General features: G+C 46.8%; 21 protein-coding genes and 1 riboswitch. Of the genes, 14 read left to right on the forward strand and 7 right to left on the reverse strand.

The features are described 5' to 3' along the window. Positions 1-557: 557 nt before the first annotated feature. Positions 558-1,082: a DUF3087 domain-containing protein gene (locus R7P69_RS00005; RefSeq protein WP_025768782.1), complete on the reverse strand. Its 525-nt coding sequence runs from the start codon at positions 1,080-1,082 to the stop codon at positions 558-560. A 160-nt stretch (positions 1,083-1,242) separates the two neighbouring features. Here R7P69_RS00005 and trmY point away from each other — a divergent pair, with 160 nt between their 5' ends. Next, positions 1,243-1,842, forward strand: coding sequence for a tRNA (pseudouridine(54)-N(1))-methyltransferase TrmY (gene trmY, locus R7P69_RS00010; RefSeq protein ID WP_017634347.1), 600 nt, complete (start codon positions 1,243-1,245; stop codon positions 1,840-1,842). Between the two features lie 77 nt (positions 1,843-1,919). On the opposite strand, the gene R7P69_RS00015 is transcribed toward trmY, so the two are convergent. Both R7P69_RS00015 and R7P69_RS00020 read right to left on the reverse strand, forming a co-directional pair. Beyond that, on the reverse strand, positions 1,920-3,263 hold the full coding sequence (locus R7P69_RS00015) for a TldD/PmbA family protein (RefSeq protein WP_025768781.1): 1,344 nt from the start codon (positions 3,261-3,263) through the stop codon (positions 1,920-1,922). Next, a complete protein-coding gene (locus R7P69_RS00020) occupies positions 3,263-4,648 on the reverse strand; it encodes a TldD/PmbA family protein (protein WP_025768780.1) in 1,386 nt (461 codons plus the stop codon). The genes R7P69_RS00015 and R7P69_RS00020 overlap by 1 nt, the downstream gene beginning before the upstream one ends. Before the next feature lie 311 nt (positions 4,649-4,959). After that, positions 4,960-5,067: riboswitch (TPP riboswitch) on the forward strand. A gap of 97 nt (positions 5,068-5,164) precedes the next feature. Here R7P69_RS00020 and thiD point away from each other — a divergent pair. The 8 genes from thiD to R7P69_RS00060 all read left to right on the forward strand — a co-directional run bounded on the left by thiD (position 5,165) and on the right by R7P69_RS00060 (position 11,669). Further along, complete coding sequence (thiD, locus tag R7P69_RS00025; protein ID WP_005383329.1) at positions 5,165-6,022, forward strand: bifunctional hydroxymethylpyrimidine kinase/phosphomethylpyrimidine kinase; 858 nt, start codon at positions 5,165-5,167, stop codon at positions 6,020-6,022. Next, complete coding sequence (locus R7P69_RS00030; RefSeq protein ID WP_033907185.1) at positions 6,012-6,767, forward strand: ABC transporter ATP-binding protein; 756 nt, start codon at positions 6,012-6,014, stop codon at positions 6,765-6,767. Before thiD ends, R7P69_RS00030 begins: the two co-directional genes overlap by 11 nt. Continuing rightward, positions 6,760-7,560 carry an ABC transporter permease gene (locus R7P69_RS00035; RefSeq protein ID WP_009706843.1) on the forward strand — a complete coding sequence of 267 codons (801 nt, stop codon included), beginning with the start codon at positions 6,760-6,762 and terminating at the stop codon, positions 7,558-7,560. Before R7P69_RS00030 ends, R7P69_RS00035 begins: the two co-directional genes overlap by 8 nt. 47 nt (positions 7,561-7,607) lie before the next feature. Continuing rightward, complete coding sequence (locus R7P69_RS00040) at positions 7,608-8,558, forward strand: ABC transporter substrate-binding protein (protein ID WP_025768778.1); 951 nt, start codon at positions 7,608-7,610, stop codon at positions 8,556-8,558. A 54-nt stretch (positions 8,559-8,612) separates the two neighbouring features. Continuing rightward, complete coding sequence (gene tenA / locus R7P69_RS00045; RefSeq protein WP_053304011.1) at positions 8,613-9,281, forward strand: thiaminase II; 669 nt, start codon at positions 8,613-8,615, stop codon at positions 9,279-9,281. A 12-nt stretch (positions 9,282-9,293) separates the two neighbouring features. After that, positions 9,294-10,085, forward strand: a complete 792-nt coding sequence (gene thiM / locus R7P69_RS00050; RefSeq protein WP_167415780.1) for a hydroxyethylthiazole kinase — start codon at positions 9,294-9,296, stop codon at positions 10,083-10,085. A 61-nt stretch (positions 10,086-10,146) separates the two neighbouring features. Next, positions 10,147-10,761, forward strand: coding sequence for a thiamine phosphate synthase (gene thiE, locus R7P69_RS00055; protein WP_167415781.1), 615 nt, complete (start codon positions 10,147-10,149; stop codon positions 10,759-10,761). Between the two features lie 182 nt (positions 10,762-10,943). Further along, positions 10,944-11,669 carry a phosphatase PAP2 family protein gene (locus R7P69_RS00060; RefSeq protein WP_025768774.1) on the forward strand — a complete coding sequence of 242 codons (726 nt, stop codon included), beginning with the start codon at positions 10,944-10,946 and terminating at the stop codon, positions 11,667-11,669. A gap of 69 nt (positions 11,670-11,738) precedes the next feature. Here R7P69_RS00060 and R7P69_RS00065 read toward each other — a convergent pair whose 3' ends face one another. Continuing rightward, positions 11,739-14,186 (reverse strand): trimethylamine-N-oxide reductase 2, encoded by a 2,448-nt coding sequence (locus R7P69_RS00065; RefSeq protein ID WP_167415783.1) that lies wholly within the window; start codon positions 14,184-14,186, stop codon positions 11,739-11,741. Positions 14,187-14,208: 22 nt separating this feature from the next. Further along, positions 14,209-15,303 (reverse strand): NapC/NirT family cytochrome c, encoded by a 1,095-nt coding sequence (locus tag R7P69_RS00070; RefSeq protein ID WP_017634357.1) that lies wholly within the window; start codon positions 15,301-15,303, stop codon positions 14,209-14,211. A gap of 270 nt (positions 15,304-15,573) precedes the next feature. On the opposite strand from R7P69_RS00070, the gene R7P69_RS00075 reads away from it, so the two are divergent. The 5 genes from R7P69_RS00075 to R7P69_RS00095 all read left to right on the forward strand — a co-directional run bounded on the left by R7P69_RS00075 (position 15,574) and on the right by R7P69_RS00095 (position 18,449). Next, positions 15,574-16,089, forward strand: coding sequence for a GNAT family N-acetyltransferase (locus R7P69_RS00075; RefSeq protein WP_017634358.1), 516 nt, complete (start codon positions 15,574-15,576; stop codon positions 16,087-16,089). Between the two features lie 9 nt (positions 16,090-16,098). After that, positions 16,099-16,830 carry a glucose 1-dehydrogenase gene (locus tag R7P69_RS00080; protein WP_017821007.1) on the forward strand — a complete coding sequence of 244 codons (732 nt, stop codon included), beginning with the start codon at positions 16,099-16,101 and terminating at the stop codon, positions 16,828-16,830. 1 nt (position 16,831) lies between these two features. Next, a complete protein-coding gene (locus tag R7P69_RS00085) occupies positions 16,832-17,302 on the forward strand; it encodes a GNAT family N-acetyltransferase (RefSeq protein WP_238952367.1) in 471 nt (156 codons plus the stop codon). A 118-nt stretch (positions 17,303-17,420) separates the two neighbouring features. Beyond that, positions 17,421-17,888, forward strand: a complete 468-nt coding sequence (locus tag R7P69_RS00090) for an HAD family hydrolase (RefSeq protein ID WP_005374312.1) — start codon at positions 17,421-17,423, stop codon at positions 17,886-17,888. Positions 17,889-17,921: 33 nt separating this feature from the next. After that, on the forward strand, positions 17,922-18,449 hold the full coding sequence (locus tag R7P69_RS00095) for a GNAT family N-acetyltransferase (protein ID WP_047102510.1): 528 nt from the start codon (positions 17,922-17,924) through the stop codon (positions 18,447-18,449). A gap of 37 nt (positions 18,450-18,486) precedes the next feature. On the opposite strand, the gene R7P69_RS00100 is transcribed toward R7P69_RS00095, so the two are convergent. Beyond that, on the reverse strand, positions 18,487-19,077 hold the full coding sequence (locus R7P69_RS00100; protein ID WP_225455765.1) for a type II secretion system protein: 591 nt from the start codon (positions 19,075-19,077) through the stop codon (positions 18,487-18,489). Between the two features lie 153 nt (positions 19,078-19,230). Next, positions 19,231-19,518 (reverse strand): hypothetical protein, encoded by a 288-nt coding sequence (locus tag R7P69_RS00105; protein WP_005374318.1) that lies wholly within the window; start codon positions 19,516-19,518, stop codon positions 19,231-19,233. Positions 19,519-19,582: the final 64 nt, after the last annotated feature.

Consider the following 19,582-nt stretch of genomic DNA (forward strand, 5'->3'; position numbering starts at 1 on the left):
GCCGCCAGCGTTCAATCTGAGCCATGATCAAACTCTTCAATTTAAGATTTTGTTCGGCTCAATGAATACTGAACATTACATAAGTAATGTTTGAATTGACTGTGCTCTTATTGGTTTTTACTTTTGAAAAAGTAAAACAAAACAGCTCAAGGCTGCTTCCCAATTCGAATGGTCACTTCGTTTCATTGAAACCTAAATTGTTTCCGAAGAAACTATTTGGATTATCATCAACGAGTGCCCACACAGATTGATAGGTCTATATTGTTAAAGAGCTTGCTTCGTAAGCTTTGCTATCGAAGCGGAGGCGTATTCTAAGGAATTAATTTTCAGTGTCAAACACTTTTTTAAATTAATTTTTAGAAGTTTTCTTTCGCCTTCTTGCCAACCGCTTTTGCGTTTCCGCTTTGCCCTGACAACGGAGGCGCATTATAGGGAGATGATTTTTCTTGGCAACCCCTTTTCAGAAAAAAAATCAAAAAAAAGCGTCGGATGATTAAATCTCACTCAAACGCTTATTTTTAGCACTCAGTTGTTAACTTCAAGTAGCAAATAGGCAATCAATATGTGTCTAGCCAAGACTCTTCAAAGCCTGTGATATCGAGACTCATTGATTGCGCCGCTTCGATTTGCTCGATAGCCTCCAATTCTTTATTTACACTGCTCATCGTCAGTGTGTTGTTGTCTAGCTCAAACACCTGACTTTGAGTCGTATAGTAGAACTTAAGGATCGTCAGCGCTTTTACATCGCCATTGTTCGCGGCTACTTTAATGCTTTTTAGTTTACGAAAGATCTTGTTGTGCAGCTGCTTGAGTTTCCAAACGTACAGCACTTCTTCCATGTATGGTCGAGTTTTAATTTGATTCAATAAAGAGAGGGAAGTTGCAACTGCGAGAACGACACCAATCAAATTCCAATGGAAATTGCCCGTTGATTGTTCTGGTACGACTTCAGTGTTGCCAAACAAAACAATCAACAAGGTACTAAAGGCAAGAGAGGAGATGGCGAGCAACGCAACAAAACCGCCAATCACAAGGTTTACTTTCTTTTTATAAATGTCTTTATTTATCTGTTTGATTTCCATATACCACTCCTAACAGGGTTGCCTCCTATTCTAGCCAGCACACCCAGCTCCACAATCGAAGCTTTGTAAGTAAGTTCACATTTGCTATTAAACTCGCATCCCTTCCCTGCTTGGGTATATACTTCCGCGCATTCACTCTTCCTATATAGAGGCTAAATTCATGCGCTCTTTTGTTTTACGAGCTCGCGCGGCGCCAACCACCAGCAAAGCACTGTTAGAAGGTGTTGGTAATGAAGCGCATACAGAGATTCTTGCTCATACCATGATGAACACGATGTTCGTTGCTCAATCACACCGTGAAGATGTGGTTGTTCACTTGGTTTTAGAAAGCACAAAAGATTTCTCACGCACCATTACTATTCGCTCCAACGACATCACCAACATTGGCGGCTTCCATGAGTCAACCTTGATTGCAGCAGTGGCTCGCGCTTTGGATGCTTCGGTTGGTATGGGTAAAGAGCAACTTCGTGAAGTCGAACCTGGTATTACCGTTCGTACAGTGAGCTTTGAACGCCTAGTACAAGAACTGGCAGAAGATCACCAACTATATATGCTGGATAAGAAAGGCGAATTTGTTCGTGATGCAGAAATTGGTGAAAATCCATGTTTCTTGCTAACTGACCATATACCGATGCCGAAAAAGTCTTTTAACAGCTTAAAGCGCCTTGGCACAGAGAAGATCAGCTTAGGTCCTAAGATGCTTTTCGCTTCTCAGTGTGTAGTATTGATCCACAATGAGTTGGACATACGCGAATTCTAGTTATTCGCGCACACGTTGCTAGATAATGAAAGAGGACTCTATTGAGTCCTCTTTTTGTTTCTATAGTAATGCTAAGTTTACTTACCACCAATGCTCAAACGAGCAAAACGAACGTCTGGCGAGAAGAAAGTTCGGCTATCGTTAATTAGCTGAGTATCACCTACTGCCTCAACTTCTTGCAGCATATTGTAGAAGTTACCCGCTACCGTGATCCCACGAACTGGTTGAATGCGCTTACCATCACGGCACAAGAAACCACTCGCGCCAAATGAGAAATCACCACTCACTGCATCCGCACCAGAATGGACACCTTGAAGTTCGACTAACTCTAGGTACTCACCCGCTTTTACTTCTGACGCACTGCTGTTACCCGTCGCAATAACTTTGTGATTCGCTGATACGTCTAGGCTCGATTTTGCACCGCGAGCGGCACTTGCTGTCGAGACTGCGCCCAAGTAACTTGCGGTCTGGCTGTTGTGTAGCAAGGTTTTCAACTCACCATTAGCAATCATGACATTATCTTGAGTAGCGAAGCCTTCACTATCAAAACTCGCGATTGCCATACCATTTGGCATGTAAGCCGTATCAGTAAAGGTAATTAAATCACTCGCAACACGTTGACCAAGCTTGTCACCCAGTGGCGTAATGCCTTTCATCGCGCTTACGCCAGAGAAAGCACTGCCGAAAGCACCGAATAAACTTGCTAGCGCATTGATGTGGAAAATAGCAGGGTAGTTACCTGTCGCAACCGGAGCGCCTTCCAGAAGATCACGAGCAAGGTTGTAGCCACCTTCTATACAGTAAGCTGGATTCAACTCATCAAAACGGCGACCAAGTGACATTCTACCCGCCATTGACTGTTTGCCGTCTTTTTCAAACAAGGTATACGCGTAACAAGTGAACGAGCGCTCGAAGTGTTGACACAATGTGCCTTGAGTATTGGCAATGATCAGTTGTGTTTCGCCATCGCTATAACCATTGTAAGGTGCGCTAGAAGCGTGAGGCAGAGCCACTACGCCTTGCTCAAGTGCGAGAGACAGTTCAATTTTTTCATCAACCGAAGTTGTGTCTTCTTGAGCAATCTCAGCCACGTCAGTCGTGATTTGGCTGTTCACACAACTAATGGTCTGATGTTCATCTTGCTTGGAAAAACGAGCGCTTTGCAGTGCATTAGTCAGCATCAAATCTAAGCTTGGTTGTTCTAACGACTCAGAGTAGCTTGTCGCAACGCGCGCATCTTTCACAACACGAACACCCAGAACTTGGCTTGAGCTTACTTTGTACTCATCCAGCTTTCCTTGGTACGCTTTCAAAGAAAAGCTACTGTTGCGGTTTACAATGACGTCCGCTTCTGCACCTTGGCGTTTTGCTTCTGATAGGACGTAATCAACCGCATTGAGAAGTTGTTGTTCTTGGCTCATTAGTTACCGCCTCCTACCAGAATGTTATCGACTTTCAGCGTTGGCTGACCGACTGTTGTTGGTACTGAACCACTTACTGAACCACACATGCCCGGCGCAAGCGCCATGTCTCTGCCGACCATGCTGATTTCTTTCAACACTTTTGGACCCGTGCTGATCAGCGTTGCTGTTTTCAGAGGTTTGGTGATTTTGCCATTTTCAATGAGGTAAGCTTCACGAACAGCAAAGTTAAACTCACCCGTACCCGGTTGAACCGAACCACCACCCATCTTCTTCGCATAGATACCACGCTCGATGCCTGCCAGCATGTCATCAAGTGAATGCTCGCCTTCTTCGATAAAGGTGTTACGCATACGCGAGGTTGGTGCAAACTTGTAGTTTTGACGACGACCAGACCCCGTAGGTTCGTAACCTGTCTTCATGCCACCCATTTTATCGACCATAAAGCTGGTTAGCTTACCGTCTTTGATCAACTGAGTGCGCTGAGTCTTCATACCTTCATCATCAACGTGAATCGAGCCCCATTCGTTGGTCATGGTGCCATCATCGACTGCGTTCACCGCGGTGTGAGCAACCATTTCGCCCATCTTGTCGTGGAATACTGAAGCTTTCTTCGCAACTGAAGTGGTTTCTAGCAAGTGACCACACGCTTCGTGGAAGATTACGCCGCCAAAGCCGTTACCAATTACCACTGGCATTTCACCCGATGGACAAGCATCCGCGCCAAGTTTTACCAACGCTTGTTGCGCGATAGTTTGACCTAGCTCTTTGGCATCAAGCTGTTCACTGAATTCCCAACCAGCAAGAGCGCCAGGACCTTCCATACCAGAAGACTGCTCATTACCTTTTTGAGCGACGGTATTACCAGCAACTCGGATGTAATGACGAGTATCGTCAACGTGTAGACCTTCTGAGTTGAAGATAGACACTTGTTGTTCACGCTGAAGCACGCTGCCAATAAACTGGCTGATATGCTCACTCTCAGCACGTGCGGCTTGGTCAACTTTCAATAGAAACGCGATTTTTGAATCTAGGTTAGCATCCTTACTTAGTGGCATGCGGCAACCATGTTGGATTGGGTAGCGGTTCAAATTCAAAGAACCCGCTGACGCGATTTGCTCACGCTTGTCTTTTGCAGCAAGCAGCGAGGTTACGCGCTTTAGTTCGGCTTCATCTGTGCTGTTGGTGTAACCGTAAAGCACCTTATGACCGAAAAAAAGACGAATACCGATACCAAAATCGATACCCGAGTTAACCTTATCCACTTCACCAGATGCGATCTGGACAGTGTTGGTTTGGTGATGTTCAACGAATAGTTCAGCGAAATCAGCCCCCAAAAAGAGCGCATGATCGATCACTGACTTCGCTGTTACAGAATTAAGCATGAAGTCTCCTTGCTCGATGATCGTCTTAGCCATCCTAATTAACTGTGAAAAAGTTCAACAAAGTTAAATTGGCAACACGTTAAATTTTAACAGTTTTTTAACCTTGTTTTGTGCTAATCCTTGCTTAACGAGACCACGATTATTTATTAAATATTCCAGGTTCTGCTCATTCACCAGAGCGTTGCACTAGTAAATTCCACCCAGCAAACCATTTAGGTGCTTACTTTATCACTCACCTCGCATAATTGAATACTCATTATAATTACGCTCAAAAAACGTATCCCTTCCGCAATGGTCCTGCTATCATCCGAACGAAATAGTCGGGGGGCCACACGACAAGTGTTGGCTGAGATCGAAATTCGAGACCCGTTGAACCTGATTCAGTTAGCACTGACGTAGGGAACTATGCACACTTTGCCTTTCGTCGCCCCTCTTAGGTAAGCGATAGCGATCGAAAAATCGATCTATCTGCAACGGTCAAAGTCAGTTCCTATACGTCTTGTAGTAGGAGCGACCATGACGCAGCAATCACAACCTCATTCACATCACACGCCAGCCTTGCCTACCCCTATCGTATTGACCATCGCGGGCTCAGACAGTGGTGGCGGTGCAGGTATTCAAGCCGACATCAAAGCGATGTCCGCAACCGGCAGTTTTGCTTGCTCGGTAATCACGGCGATTACTTCGCAAAATACCCAAGGCGTTTCTGCGATTTTCCCCATTCCTCTCGACCATGTAGAGAGCCAACTTGATGCAGTATTTACCGACCTCAACATCGTTGCAGTCAAAGTGGGCATGCTGGCAGATTCCAACATCATCAAAGTCGTTGCAGACAAAATTAAACAATACCAGCCAAAACACCTCGTGATTGACCCTGTGATGGTGGCCACCAGCGGCGATCTATTACTGGAACAGTCGGCAATCAGCACTTTAAAAGAAGAATTGATTCCGCTCGCAGACATCATTACCCCTAACCTACCCGAAGGCGCAGCATTGACGGGTAAGCCAATGCCTCAATCAGAATCTGAAATGAACGATATGATTACCGACCTTCGTGCGCTTGGCGCCAAAGCTATTCTGCTCAAAGGCGGTCACCTTGAAGAAAATGAAAACAGCAACGATCTGCTTATCATGCAAGACAGTGCCGAGTTAATTAGCGCCAAGCGATTTCCAACCAAAAACACTCATGGCACAGGCTGTACACTTTCTTCCGCCATTGCGTCTTATCTTGGCCAAGGCAACAACCTACACAAAGCGGTGCACCTGGGTAAGCAGTACATCAGCCAAGCTATCGCACACGCTGATGAATTGGATGTAGGTAAAGGCCATGGCCCTGTGAACCACTTTTTTGCGGGTCATACTTATGTTCGCTAACGCGATTGGCATTCAGCTTTCCGATGCTAGTCTGCGATACAAAGACAGCCAAACACCAACGCTAGCAGGGTTGAGTATGACTATTCCTGCTAATCAATGGACAGTGTTACTTGGTCGCAGTGGCTGCGGGAAAACCACAATATTGCGTTACTTAGCTGGCCTACTGGATGACCAAGTTGACTGGCATGGCGAACTCATCACAACGGATGGCGCTGCACTGCATGACCGTATCGCTTACATGGCTCAGCAGGATTTATTGCTACCGTGGTTGAATGTGTTAGACAACGTCTGCCTCAGTTCTCGATTTTCTCAAGTGCAAGCACCAGAGCAAAATAGACAACGTGCACTGACTTTACTAAGCCAAGTGGGACTCGCCGATTACGCGGATGCTAAGCCAGCTCAGCTCTCTGGCGGCATGAGACAACGTGTTGCCCTTGCTCGCACTCTGATGCAAGACAAGCCTCTAGTTCTGATGGATGAGCCTTTCTCTGCACTGGACGCGGTTACTCGTCATAAGTTGCAAACCTTGTCTGCCGAATTGCTGAAAGATAAGACGGTTGTTCTGATTACCCACGACCCACAAGAAGCGGTGCGATTAGCTCACCAACTCTATGTGTTGCAAGGCACACCTGCGCAAGCTCAGCACTTGGTCGTTCCAGACTCCAAGCCGCCCCGAGTTCTCGATGGAGAGTGCGCGGCGTTACAACAAGCGATTTTGGATCAACTGGAGAAAGACTATGAGTGATATGACTCAGTACAACTCCGTTTCGGCACGCATTAGTAAAAAAGAACGCGTGACCCATCCGGCTCTGCGCTTGGTCATTAGCACAGCGGTGATCTTGGGATTGTGGCAGTTGGTTGTTGTGGTATTCGACATGCCAAGCTTCATCTTACCTTCACCAATTGAAGTGCTGGATAGATTGGTCACTCGTTACGATGTCTTGCTCAAACATACTTGGGTTACCGCGCAAGAGATTTTACTTGGTTTGGCGCTTGGATTATCAATGGGTTTGCTGTTCGCATTGCAAATGCTGATGTTCGAACCGCTGAAGCGTTGGTTACTGCCCATTCTGATTGCTAGCCAAGCGATCCCTGTGTTCGCCATCGCGCCAGTGCTCATGCTTTGGTTGGGTTACGGCATTGCTTCAAAAGTTGTTATGGCGGCAATCATCATCTTTTTCCCCGTCACGACATGTTGCTACGACGGCTTACGCAATACACCAACAGGTTACCTCGATCTTGCCAAGACCATGGGCGCGTCTAAATGGCAGCTACTTCGTCATATTCAATTGCCAGCCGCGCTACCAACGTTAGCTTCAGGTATTCGTGTTGCCGTCGTTATTGCGCCAATTGGAGCAGTGGTCGGTGAGTGGGTAGGTTCAAGTGAAGGCTTGGGTTATCTGATGCTCCAAGCTAACGCTCGCATGATCATTGACGAGATGTTTGCGGCGCTGTTTATCCTCGCCGTGCTGTCTATCTCACTCTACTTCATCACCGATAAATTATTGAAAAAAGCCATCCCTTGGGAAAGCAAGTAATTACAGAAAATAACCAAAGAAAATTGGGAAAGAAAAGGAAGAACCCCGTGAATAAAAACAAACTTATGAGCGCTGCTGCTCTACTCGCTTCAGTGGTATCAACCAATGTGCTTGCAGCAGAAAAAGAGATGACACTGATGTTGGATTGGTTCGTCAATCCAAATCATGGTCCTATCGTGATTGCCAAAGAGCGTGGTTACTTCAAAGAGCAAGGTTTGAAGGTCAATATTCAAGAGCCTGCAGATCCAAGCACACCACCTAAGTTGGTCGCTGCGGGTAAAGTCGACATGGCGATTTCTTACCAACCAAGCCTAACTATCGATGTCGCGGCTGGTTTACCACTAATCCGCTCTGCGACGTTGATTGCTACGCCACTCAACACGCTGATGGTGCTAGATAACGGTAAGAATGAAAAGCTTGGCGACTTGAAAGGCAAGAAGATCGGTATTGCGATCGCAGGCAACGAAGAAGCGACAATCGGCACTATGCTTGCGCAAGAGAACGTGAAGTTTTCTGACGTACAAATCATCAACGTAGGTTGGGCGCTGTCTTCGTCTCTTGCGTCTGGCAAGGTGGATGCGATTTGGGGCGGTCTACGTAACTTCGAAACCAACCAACTGGCATTAGAAGGTTATAAAGCTAAAGCCTTCTTCCCTGAAGAACACGGCGTGCCAGCGTATGATGAGTTAGTTTTCGTAGCTAATGCGAAAACCTACAACAAAGAAGCCATCAAAGCATTCAACAAAGCACTAGAGCAAGCAACCACTTACATCGTTAACCATCCAAAAGAGTCGTGGAAAGAGTTCGTGGCTTATTCACCAGACACCCTCAACAACGAGCTTAACCAACGCGCTTGGAACGACACGCTAACTCGTTTCGCTCTTCGTCCATCTGCTGTAGATCTGAAGCGCTACGATGATTACGCGCAGTTCATGTATTCACAAAAAATCATCGAAACACTGCCAAAAGCGAAAGATTACGTACCGAACTTTGACTAATTCTACTGACCTTAGGATCTAAGCCTAGGGTCTTTTGATAACGAGATACCCATAATGAAATACCAAGATTTGATCGACGCTTGCCGCCAAGATTGGCAAGAATACACTGAGCATGCTTTCGTGCAGCAATTAGCGCAAGGCACTCTGGCTCAGCCTTGTTTTCTGCATTACCTAAAGCAGGATTTTCTTTTCCTAAAACAGTACGCGCGAGCTTACGCATTAGCGATCTACAAAGCGCGTACTTTGGATGACATGCGCCGCGCCCTACCAAGCGTACATGCATTGCTCGATTCTGAAATTGCCCATCACGTGACTTACTGTGAGCAATGGGGACTGACGGAATCCGACCTAGAAAACGAGCCAGAAGATTTCGGCACTGTGGCTTACACCCGTTACGTATTAGATGCTGGCATGACGGGCGATCTTGTTGATCTATACGCGGCACTAGCACCATGCTCTATCGGTTATGCCGTAATCGGTAAGATGCTGATTGAAGACGAAAGCACTGTGCTCGAAGGTAACCCATACGCAAGTTGGATCAACCTCTACGGTGGTGAGGAATTCCAATCTGGTGTCGCAAAAGGTGCAGAACACTTTAATCAGTTATTGGCGGAAATCGATATCAATAGTCAGCGTGGTCAAAACCTGATTCAGGTATTCAAAACTGCAACGCGTATGGAAGTGGCATTCTGGCAACAAGGTCTAAACGCTCAGCAAGATTAATCGGAGAGTCTCATGTTAATTGAACAAATCACCCAAGCATTAACCGCAGTACGCCAGCAAAAGCCGTTAGTCGTCAACATCACTAACTACGTGGTGATGAATAACACAGCAAACGCACTATTAGCGATCGGCGCTTCTCCAATCATGGCGCACTCCAAACAAGAGATGGCAGAGATGATGTCGTTCGCTGGCGCACTGGTTATCAACATCGGTACCCTAGACAGCGTTTGGACACCGCGCATGAGCTATGCCGTAGAGCAAGCCAATTCCAATGGTAAAATCGTTGTACTCGACCCTGTCGGTTGCGGAGCAAGCTCACTACGTACCGAGACATCACGTGAGATCGCACGCCTTGCAAACAAGCTGATCATTCGTGGTAACGCCTCAGAAATCATTGCACTCGCTGGCGAGCAAGCACAAAGCAAAGGCGTCGATGCGTTAGACAGCAGCGACGCAGCACTTGGCGCAGCGAACTTCTTAGTCTTAGAGTACGGCGCGAGCGTAGTGATTTCTGGCGAGACTGATTACATCGTCACGAAAGGGCAAACCGTGCAGCTAAACAACGGTCACGAGATGATGCCATACGTAACCGGAATGGGTTGTACACTAACGGCTCTAACAGGCGCTTTTGCTGCTGTTGGTGATGATACCGGCCTTGCTGCAGCGGCGGTACTGGGCGTTGTTGGCGAGATTGCCGCGGAACAAGCTCGCGGCCCAGGTAGCCTACAAATGAACCTGCTGGATGAGCTTTACCAGCTGGATGAAGAAACGCTGGCAAAACGCCTAAAACTACACGTGAGCTAAGCTTTTCTCTACAAATACCAGCCTCTCATTCCATCTAGATGAGAGGCCCAAAGGAAACAAAATGAACGCCTATCGTTTATATTTGGTCACCGATGACCAACAAGATTTAGCCACACTAAAGCGTGTTGTGAGAAAAGCCGTGGAAGGTGGCGTGACCATGGTACAAGTCCGCGAAAAACACGGCGATGTGCGTGCGTTTATCGAACGTGCTCAAGCCGTCAAAGACATCCTTAAAGATACCGATGTGCCCTTGATCATCAATGACCGCGTTGATGTCGCACTGGCTGTCGATGCTGATGGGGTTCACCTCGGGCAATCAGACATGCCAGCAAATATCGCTCGTGAGTTGATTGGACCAAACAAAATCCTCGGCTTATCCATCGAAAATGAAGAGCAGCTTGCACAAGCGGATTCTCTTCCAATTGATTACATCGGTTTGAGCGCAATCTTCGCGACGCCAACCAAAACCAACACCAAAAAACATTGGGGTATTGATGGTTTGAAAATGGCGTTAGAGACGACTTCACTGCCGATTGTTGCCATTGGCGGCATTAACGAAACCAACATTCCTGCCCTGAGTGCGACAGGTGTACATGGTTTGGCTTTGGTTTCTGCCATTTGTCATGCAGAAAACCCAACCAAAGCAGCAGAATACTTACTTTCTCTGATGGATTAAGACCCCAGCGCTTAAGGATGAGCGCCTTTACCCTCCGGATAAGTGTCATCAATTCATCACTCAACCTTCATTCTCTCGTCAAATTGACAGAGCGTTGATAAGTTTTTCACGCCAGATAACGTAAGATAAGCCCATTATTTTCACGTGGTTGAATAACCCTCAATAAAAACAAAACGCTCTCAATGAAAACCAAAAAATATGGATTGATGATGCTCGCCTTGTTTGTTCTTGGCATCATCCCAATGTCGCTGTTTGGCTCTTATCACAATCTCACTTCACAGGTGCCTGAAAGTCTGGGTATTACTTTTACTTTGCTCACAGATTCTGCTGGTAGCAAAGGTTTTTTAATTACGTTAACACTGCTACTGCTTTCTTTATTTCGCTTTAAACCAAGTCGCATTGAGTGGATACAAAAACTCTCAATGTTAGGGTTGTTACTGGTGATTGGTTTTGCCAGCAAAACGGGGCTAAAACTGATGACAGAAAGCCCGCGTCCCTACGCCGAACTGCTTGCTGCAGAGCAATTGATTGAGCACCCAGAAGCGTTTTATCAGTTGGATACAAAGCAGCAAGCCAACGTAATTAACCAGATTTCTGAACACGTCAGTGATTGGCGAACGCGCCATTGGCAAGGCGAGAAAGACTATTCTTTCCCATCCGGCCATACGATTTTCGTTTCGATTTGTTTGGCTTTCTTTGGTGGTTTGTTCTTACAGAACAAGTGCTATATCTCTGCACTGTCATTGTGGATGTGGGGAATGAGCGTCGCATATAGCCGCTTATGGCTGGGCATGCATCGCCCTGAAGATTTAATAGGCTCGGTCTTGTTTGTCGCGATTGTATTTACTTTACTCCCGACATTTCAGATTAAGAAACAGATGCCGTTTGTTTCTCTCGCTTCGCGCTAATGTGAACGATGACTAGATAAAAAGAAGCCAGCGATTCGCTGGCTTCTTGCTTTCAATCGCTACTTTTTTCTAGCCATTTCTTGGTGGTTCAAACGCTGTTAGTTCTAATTCTGGGCCAGTGTATTTTTCAATACGAACCAGTGCCGAGTTCGCCGCACAGCCGTTTGCAAGTCGAGAGGTCGGAATATCCAACGTTAACACGTTACAACCGCCGTTCTTACAAATGCCGGTTTTAGGATCCAAATCCGGCCAACCGCCTTCATGAATACACACTGAACCTTGCTTGATTCGGTCAGTCACTTCTGCACCAACCAATACTTGGCCACGGTTGTTAAACGCACGAACTAGATCGCCCGTTTTAATACCACGCGCTTTCGCATCTTCAGGGTGAATCCAAATAGGTTCACGGTTTGCAATTGCGTACTCTTCGCGAATCTTCGCGTAGTTGAATTGGCTGTGTAGACGATGCGCTGCGTGCGCGGTCATTAGCTGCAACTCGCCATCTTTCGCAGTACCCGTGTACTCGGTTGGTGCCATCCACGTTGGATGTGGAGGACAGTCTTCCAACTGATAGCCTTCAATGGTTTTCGAGAAGATTTCGATCTTACCACTTGGTGTACCGAGTGGATTCATGATCGGGTCTTCACGGAAATCTGCGTAACGAACAAACTGTGCGTTCTTCTCGTTCCACTTCATCTCGATCAGTTGGTTATCTTCCCAGAACTTGCTGAAGTTCGGCATTGCTACGCGAGAGCCACGGCCACCTTGTTGCGCCGCCTTGTAGAAGCCGTACAGCCATTCCATTTCGGTTTTGCCTTCGGTGTATACGTCACGGCCACCCGGAGCTAGCATCTCTGCCATGTCCGCGAATACATCGAAGTCATTACGCGCTTCACCTTGCGGCTCAACCACTTGCTTCATTGGCACCAAGTGTTGGTTACTGTAGTCACCCGTCATCGTTAAGTCGTTACGCTCGAACGATGTGGTGATTGGCAGAACAATGTCCGCGTGCTTCGCAGCCGCCGTCCAGTAAGGCTCTGAAATCACGATCAGCTCAGGCTTTTGCCACGCTTTGATCAGACGGTTGGTGTCTTGGTGGTGAGTAAAGTTCGCACCACCTGCCCACCAAATCATCTTGATGTCCGGGAACGTCAGTTCATGACCGTTATGATGGTAGGATTGACCTGGGTTTTCCAACGCCTCGACAATACGCGCCACAGGGAAGCTTTGCACCGCGCCAGACACCGCCCAGTCGTTCCCCGCAGAAGAGCCGCCACCCAGCGATGCCGAAATCGCAGGAAGTACGCCAGCATCACGAGCAGGGTTACCACCGTTTGAGTAGTGGTAAGAGAAACCAAAACCACCGCCCGGTAAACCGATTTGACCCAACATCGTTGCCAGTGTAACCAGCATCCAGTGACGCTGCTCACCGTATTGTTGGCGCTGCATGCCCCAACCCGCCATCAGCATGGTGCGGTTTTTACTGAAGATGTCAGCCAGTAGCTCAAGTTGCTTCGCAGGTACGCCACAGATTTGTGATGCCCATTCTGCTGATTTTTCTACGCCGTCTTCTTCGCCCATCAGGTACGCTTCAAACTTGTCGTAACCTGCGGTGTATTTATCGAGGAAGGCTTTATCGTGCTTACCTTGTTTCACCAAGGTGTGTGCGATACCCATCATCATTGCCACGTCGGTCATTGGGTGAGGAGCAATCCACTCCGCATTCTCACCAAAGAACTCGATGGTTTCAGAACGAATAGGGTCAATAGCGATAACCGTCTTGCCTGATTTTTTCAACTGATGGAAGAACTCAAGACCAGCACAGTCTGTTGAGCTCCACGCGATTTTTAGAGTGTTAATTGGGTTTAAGCCCCAAAGCACAACCACATCGCTGTGCTCTAGTACCACTGGGTACGTGGTTTGTTGCTCGTACACTTCGATAGAGCCCACAACGTGCGGCATGATGACCTGCGCAGCACCCGTTGAGTAGTCACCCAAGTGGCCTGAATAGCCACCCGCCATGCTCATGTAACGTTGCAGCAAGGTTTGTGCTTTGTGCAGCACGCCACTTGAACGCCAGCCGTAAGAACCAGCAAACACAGAAGCCGGGCCATATTCTTTACGAATGCGCATGTGCTGCTCGTGTATCAACTTGTAAGCTTCATCCCAAGACACCCGTACAAATTCATCGCTGCCACGAACTCCTTCGGGAGCTGATGGGTTTGCCAAGTAACCTTTGCGAACCATTGGGTACTTGACACGCGCTTTAGTGTGCACTTGGTCAGGACCGGTGCTTTGTAGGCTGTTTGGTACCGTTTGTGGCAATGCGTTCGTGGTTGAAACCAGCTTACCGTCTTGCACTTCACACAGCATTGGGCCCATGCGGCCCGCTGTCAAAATGCCCTTGCCACGCTGGTTTGAAGACGCAACAGACATAGGTGCAAATGAAGTGAATGCCATTGCACCAGCCGCCATACCAGTGCCTTTTAGAAATCCGCGACGGGTCATATTAGTCATAATCTTATCCTTCTATTTATCGTTAGTGACCAACCACATCTTTTGCATGGTGCTGGAAGAACTTGGTTAGAATTTCTAGGTTCTCGGCTGAAATATCAGTTCGATCACCCATACTTTTCGCTACCGGTCCCCATGCATTCACTGTGAAGTGATTTGAAGGAATTTTCGCGTGACAAGTTGCACAGTAAACGTTGTCCAACTCTTCTGCGTATGACCATACTGGTTCAAGCGTGTCAACAACTGGAGAATCAATAGCGCCAGTTAAAGAAACCGCGCGCCATTCGTTGCCGTAAACATCTGCCTCAAATTCACCAGTTTCAAGCGCTTGTTGGCCTTGCTCTGTTAGCGTTGCTACGATGGCACGTTGACCTTCTCCCATGTAAAGCACTTGCTCTGCGCCTTTCATTTGGAATGCGTTCAACTTAACAGTGCGGTTGTCGCCTTCAGAGCTGATTACTTCCAACTTCGTCGTTGGGTTAATTTTACCCATCTCACCCATTGCGATTTCAGTCACAGGGTAAACGACTTTGGCACCAGGTGATGTTTTTGTGGTGAAGCTCATCAACGTTTCAAATGCCTTGCTGTCTAGCTCTGCTTCTGGTGCAAAGTGCGCCACACCTTTATGACAATCGATACACGTTTGATCGTTTGCTTTCGCGTAAGCGTGCATCTTCGCCGCATCACGTGATTGCTCAAACTCTTCCATTGCATCGAAATCATGACACGAACGACACGTCGCTGAATCGTTTTCACGGAACTGAGCCCATACCGTTTCAGCCATATCTTTACGATGTGCTTCGTATTTCTCTGGCGTGTCGATCTTGCCTGTCACAAATTCGTGGTAAATGTCTTTCGACGCACGAATTTTGGTGATCAGGTAATCCATTGGTTCTTGAGGAATATGACAGTCAGAACATTCCGCGCGAATGCCTTTCGCATTACTGAAGTGCACTGAGCCTTGGTACTCTTTGTAAGGGGTTTCCATAGAGTGGCACGAGAGACAAAATTCAGTATCTGAGGTGTAATGCATTACTGCCGCACTCCCCCCCAAAGTTAACCAGCCCACACCAATGCCGGCAGCAACCAGCAGTGCAACATATCGTTTTTTTATTGACATAATTAGCAACACTTCCAAATAAAATGTAATTATAGGTCGCAAATTACTACTTTATGGGTAGCCCTCTCTTGATCCACATCATTTCCGTGTTGCTCTGTATGCCTCAAGTATGAAATTTTGTTATTTGCATCTCAAAGATGAATATATGGCAATAATCCATTACCCAGCCAACTATTCACCACATAAATCACTTTTATGAATGCAACTATTTGATTAAACAGATAAGAGGATGAGAGACTGAATCTCCACATTGATGCAGTAAGGACACGCATGTCAGTTTATATCGAGACGCACAGAAGCCAATTAAGACCCATCAAAGCCAGTGACTGGGAACTCTTTCAACGATTACTCTCCGAACAAGAGGTTATTGCGCTCTGTTTCGATCGTCCCAGCGAAACAGAAATAAGAGAAAAATTTGCTTCGCGATTATTACCATGGACCCCAAATTGCCAGCATTGGCTTTGCCTTGTAATACTCGATAAGCAATCTGAACAACCCATCGGCATCACTGGCTTTGCTATTGAAAACGGTAAGGCAGAGGTAGGTTACTTACTTTTGCCGGAATTTCATGGCCAACAGTTTGGAACAGAAACTCTTCAAGCGCTTCTATACTGGGCAACCTCGACACATAACATCAACCACTTTTCCGCGACGGTCACTGAAGGCAATATTGCGTCAGAACGTGTCCTGATAAAATGTGGTTTCGAACTCATTGAGGTCATTCCAGACGCATACCAAATTGGTGGCAAACCCTACGCCGATAAAATCTACTCACTACAAAAATAAGGACGTATTTTGAATAAAGTAGTCATCATTACCGGCGCAAGCCGAGGCATTGGAGCCGCAGCGGCGAAAAAGCTGGCCGAGCAAGGCTATCGCGTTTGCGTTAATTACCGCACTCAGCAAGAGGCCGCCGACCAAGTTGTGGCAGAAATACAAGCAAACGGTGGCAAAGCGATTGCCATCGCCGCAGACGTAGCCGATGAGAAGCAAGTGCTCTCCTTGTTTGATGAAACAGAACGTGAATTTGGTGCAGTGACGCACTTGGTCAACAACGTTGGCATCCTATTTACTCAATCGCCTTTGTCAGAAATCAGCTTGGAACGCTTTCAGAAAGTAATGAACACCAATGTGAATAGCTGTTTTCTCTGCTGTCGAGAAGCGGCGAGGCGATTCAGTGCAGGCGGTGCAATTGTGAATGTCTCCTCTGGAGCGTCGCGCTCAGGCGCGCCATTTGAGTATGTCGATTACGCCACATCAAAAGGCGCGATGGATACCTTAACTAAAGGGCTCTCGCTAGAGTTGGCAGAGCGCAATATTCGCGTCAATGGCGTTCGACCTGGTTTCATTTACACTGATATGCATGCCGACGGCGGAGAACCAAACCGAGTAGATAGACTCAGCCCTCAAATTCCTCTTAAACGCGGTGGCACGGTAGAAGAAGTGGCAAATGCGATCGCTTGGCTATTAAGTGACGAAGCCTCTTATGTCACAGGATCATTTATCGATATTGCAGGGGGCAGATAGAATGCAAGTCCATATCCGACAAGCAACTCCCGATGATTTAGACGGAGTTTTTCAGCTTAATTTTCAAATTAATTCACTGCATTTTGCGAATGCGCCAGAAGCCTTTGTTGCGCCTTCAGAAGCTGACCGCGAATTTCTTGCACAAGCACTAGAGAACAAAGAGCGACTCTTTTTGATTGCCGAACGCGAACAGCAAATTCTCGGCTTCTTAACCGCGATGATCACCCAAAACGACACCGTCAGTTTTCTGATCAAAGACCCAATTTGTCGCGTGGGAACAATTGTTGTCGATGAAGCGCAAAAGCAGCAAGGAATCGGCCGCCAACTGCTCCTAGCCTGTGAGCAATGGGCGCGCGACGCCAATGCCACACAAATTCGATTGGAAGTGATGGAATTCAATCAGCCAGCACAGCGCTTTTACGATAATCAAGGTTTTAAAACTAACTCACGCATTATGCTGAAACATTTGTAACGATAACGACAATTAAGCGCTTTTCTCGACTAAACCCACCTAAATCGCATTTATCGATGCAATTTACCCCCTGATTTTAGAAAAAGACGATATGATGTGCGGATAAGGAGATTCGAACATGATTTATCTTTTCGATTGGGGGAACACCTTGATGGTAGATTTCCCTCACGCACAAGGAAAAATGTGCGATTGGGAACACGTAGAAGCAGTTCCTCAAGCCAGAGAAACACTGGCAATACTTTCCCAAAATCATCCCATCTACATTGCGACCAGTGCATCTGATTCCAACATGGAAGAGGTTCAGCGTGCATTTGTTCGCGTCGACTTAGACCAATACTTAAATGGCTATTTTTGTTTTGCCAACCTCGGCATCGCTAAAAACCAACCTGAGTTTTATCTCGCCATCGCAAAACAGTTAGGGGTTAACGTGAGTGGAATAACCATGGTTGGCGATTTACCTCACAAAGATATTTACCCTGCGATGAAAGCGGGCGTAAACACAATTTGGTTTAACCCAACGGGCGCTGATGCACCAGCCGAAGCCATTCCTAACCAAATTCGTTGTTTATCTGAGCTTATCCCCTAACCGTTACTAACCTGCACTAATCAAGGAAGATGAATGCAAATCAGATCCATCAAGGTGAGCGATATCGCGCGCTTCACCGCGCTGTGGAATCGAGTGTACTCCGAAGGGGAATTTTTGATTTCTCCTGCACCCGATAACGCAACGCTTCGCAGAATCCTGCAACGTGTGGAAAACGAGTCCATCCCTCAGTTTGTCGCGTTTGACCGCCAAAAACTTATCGGTAGTGTTGAAATCTACCCAGCTGAGATGTGCGGTTACGAAAGAGGGCAACGCCTTCGCGTCGGTATTCTTGGTATTCACATCGACAAAAACTACCGAGGCAAAGGATTGGGGCGGAAACTATTGGCAGTCGCGATCGCACGTGGTTGGGAATTTGGTTACGACCAAATCGCACTCTACGTATACACAACCAACACACCAGCGATTGCTTTGTATGAACGGTTTGGATTTGAACATCAGGGAGAACTTGGGGAAGTGACCTTGCCAAATGGTAAAGTCTTGATGAGTCAAAAAATGATATTGTATAAAGCGCAAAGCCGTTCGAAAAGCCCAGATTTGTAGAGTCACGATAACCGTTGTTCGCAACACTTATTCGGGGTTAACACCCTTGCGTCACATGCCCTCGAACAATTGAATCGTTAGAGGCTTGATTCACGTAGTAGAAATAGCATGCTTCTTCTGCCAGTGTGTAACCTTGCGGCCAAATGTACACCACGCGATCAACACCCGATTTATCTAAGAACTGATAATCAGGAATCGCGACAAAATGAGCACTGTTTGGGTGCTGCTGACCGATGATGCAAAAATCACTGCCTTTGCACGGCACGTCAATTTTCGAATAACCTCTGGCTGGTAGATCGATTTCTAACAAAGCTCGAATACTATCGGCACTCGCTTCTGGCATGCCTTTGCGTGTTTTGACATGTCGGTCAATGTAGTGAACGTGCTCTTGGCCGTAAGCGTTATCAATCACTGATTGAGCATGAAAGAATTTGAGAGCCGTACCCAAAGAAGACTGAGAACTGTGCAGCATCGCAGCGTATGCTTGGCGATGAATATCGAGTAGTACTGGTAAAGCAGCTAATGCGATGAAAGCCAAAGTGGTAAGCACTATGGTGATTTCCATCAGCGTAAATCCCTTTGATTTCACGTTTCTTATCTCAACTAGCCCAAGACAATAGCCCCACATCCATGTGAGACCGAGCCAATATATCGCCAATTTCTTACGATTAAAGGCTTAAGGGGTAAGAAGAGACAAACACCACTCAAACTTGAGAACAGCAGCCAAAGAGCAGTGTAACAAAACGACGCTATGTGTCAGATATTAGACGGTTTTTACTCTCTAGTTACTGAGTAAAGGCACATTATTTCGCACCAGACCACGACGAACATTCGTGCACATTTTGCCAAAACGACGAATCTCATCGAACTGCGGAACAATGCCGCGCTCCATGGCTGACTCCCAATAAGTGACTTCTGAATCGACCATTTCCAACAATTTCTTCGGACAGCCAATGCACTGCCCTTCTGGTCCACATACAAACGTTTCTGGTTCATAAATTGGTAGTTCCGCTTTTACTTGCTCGATGATGCTACGCATGGCGGTCATTCGATCTGGCTTTACCTTCATCATTCTGCTCCACGGATTAAGATGAAGCAGATTGTACCCACTGATACGCAAATGTCCCTACCCA

It is taken from the genome of Vibrio sp. 661, assembly GCF_033339315.1.
GTDB lineage: Bacteria > Pseudomonadota > Gammaproteobacteria > Enterobacterales > Vibrionaceae > Vibrio > Vibrio alginolyticus.

Bases quoted from the DNA above. Each gene is read 5' to 3' on its own strand.
- R7P69_RS00005 (WP_025768782.1), bottom strand. From the start codon at position 1,082: ATGGAAATCAAACAGATAAATAAAGACATTTATAAAAAGAAAGTAAAC.
- trmY (WP_017634347.1), top strand. From the start codon at position 1,243: ATGCGCTCTTTTGTTTTACGAGCTCGCGCGGCGCCAACCACCAGCAAA.
- R7P69_RS00015 (WP_025768781.1), bottom strand. From the start codon at position 3,263: ATGAGCCAAGAACAACAACTTCTCAATGCGGTTGATTACGTCCTATCA.
- R7P69_RS00020 (WP_025768780.1), bottom strand. From the start codon at position 4,648: ATGCTTAATTCTGTAACAGCGAAGTCAGTGATCGATCATGCGCTCTTT.
- thiD (WP_005383329.1), top strand. From the start codon at position 5,165: ATGACGCAGCAATCACAACCTCATTCACATCACACGCCAGCCTTGCCT.
- R7P69_RS00030 (WP_033907185.1), top strand. From the start codon at position 6,012: ATGTTCGCTAACGCGATTGGCATTCAGCTTTCCGATGCTAGTCTGCGA.
- R7P69_RS00035 (WP_009706843.1), top strand. From the start codon at position 6,760: ATGAGTGATATGACTCAGTACAACTCCGTTTCGGCACGCATTAGTAAA.
- tenA (WP_053304011.1), top strand. From the start codon at position 8,613: ATGAAATACCAAGATTTGATCGACGCTTGCCGCCAAGATTGGCAAGAA.
- thiM (WP_167415780.1), top strand. From the start codon at position 9,294: ATGTTAATTGAACAAATCACCCAAGCATTAACCGCAGTACGCCAGCAA.
- thiE (WP_167415781.1), top strand. From the start codon at position 10,147: ATGAACGCCTATCGTTTATATTTGGTCACCGATGACCAACAAGATTTA.
- R7P69_RS00060 (WP_025768774.1), top strand. From the start codon at position 10,944: ATGAAAACCAAAAAATATGGATTGATGATGCTCGCCTTGTTTGTTCTT.
- R7P69_RS00065 (WP_167415783.1), bottom strand. From the start codon at position 14,186: ATGACTAATATGACCCGTCGCGGATTTCTAAAAGGCACTGGTATGGCG.
- R7P69_RS00070 (WP_017634357.1), bottom strand. From the start codon at position 15,303: ATGTCAATAAAAAAACGATATGTTGCACTGCTGGTTGCTGCCGGCATT.
- R7P69_RS00075 (WP_017634358.1), top strand. From the start codon at position 15,574: ATGTCAGTTTATATCGAGACGCACAGAAGCCAATTAAGACCCATCAAA.
- R7P69_RS00085 (WP_238952367.1), top strand. From the start codon at position 16,832: ATGCAAGTCCATATCCGACAAGCAACTCCCGATGATTTAGACGGAGTT.
- R7P69_RS00090 (WP_005374312.1), top strand. From the start codon at position 17,421: ATGATTTATCTTTTCGATTGGGGGAACACCTTGATGGTAGATTTCCCT.
- R7P69_RS00095 (WP_047102510.1), top strand. From the start codon at position 17,922: ATGCAAATCAGATCCATCAAGGTGAGCGATATCGCGCGCTTCACCGCG.
- R7P69_RS00100 (WP_225455765.1), bottom strand. From the start codon at position 19,077: ATGTGGGGCTATTGTCTTGGGCTAGTTGAGATAAGAAACGTGAAATCA.
- R7P69_RS00105 (WP_005374318.1), bottom strand. From the start codon at position 19,518: ATGAAGGTAAAGCCAGATCGAATGACCGCCATGCGTAGCATCATCGAG.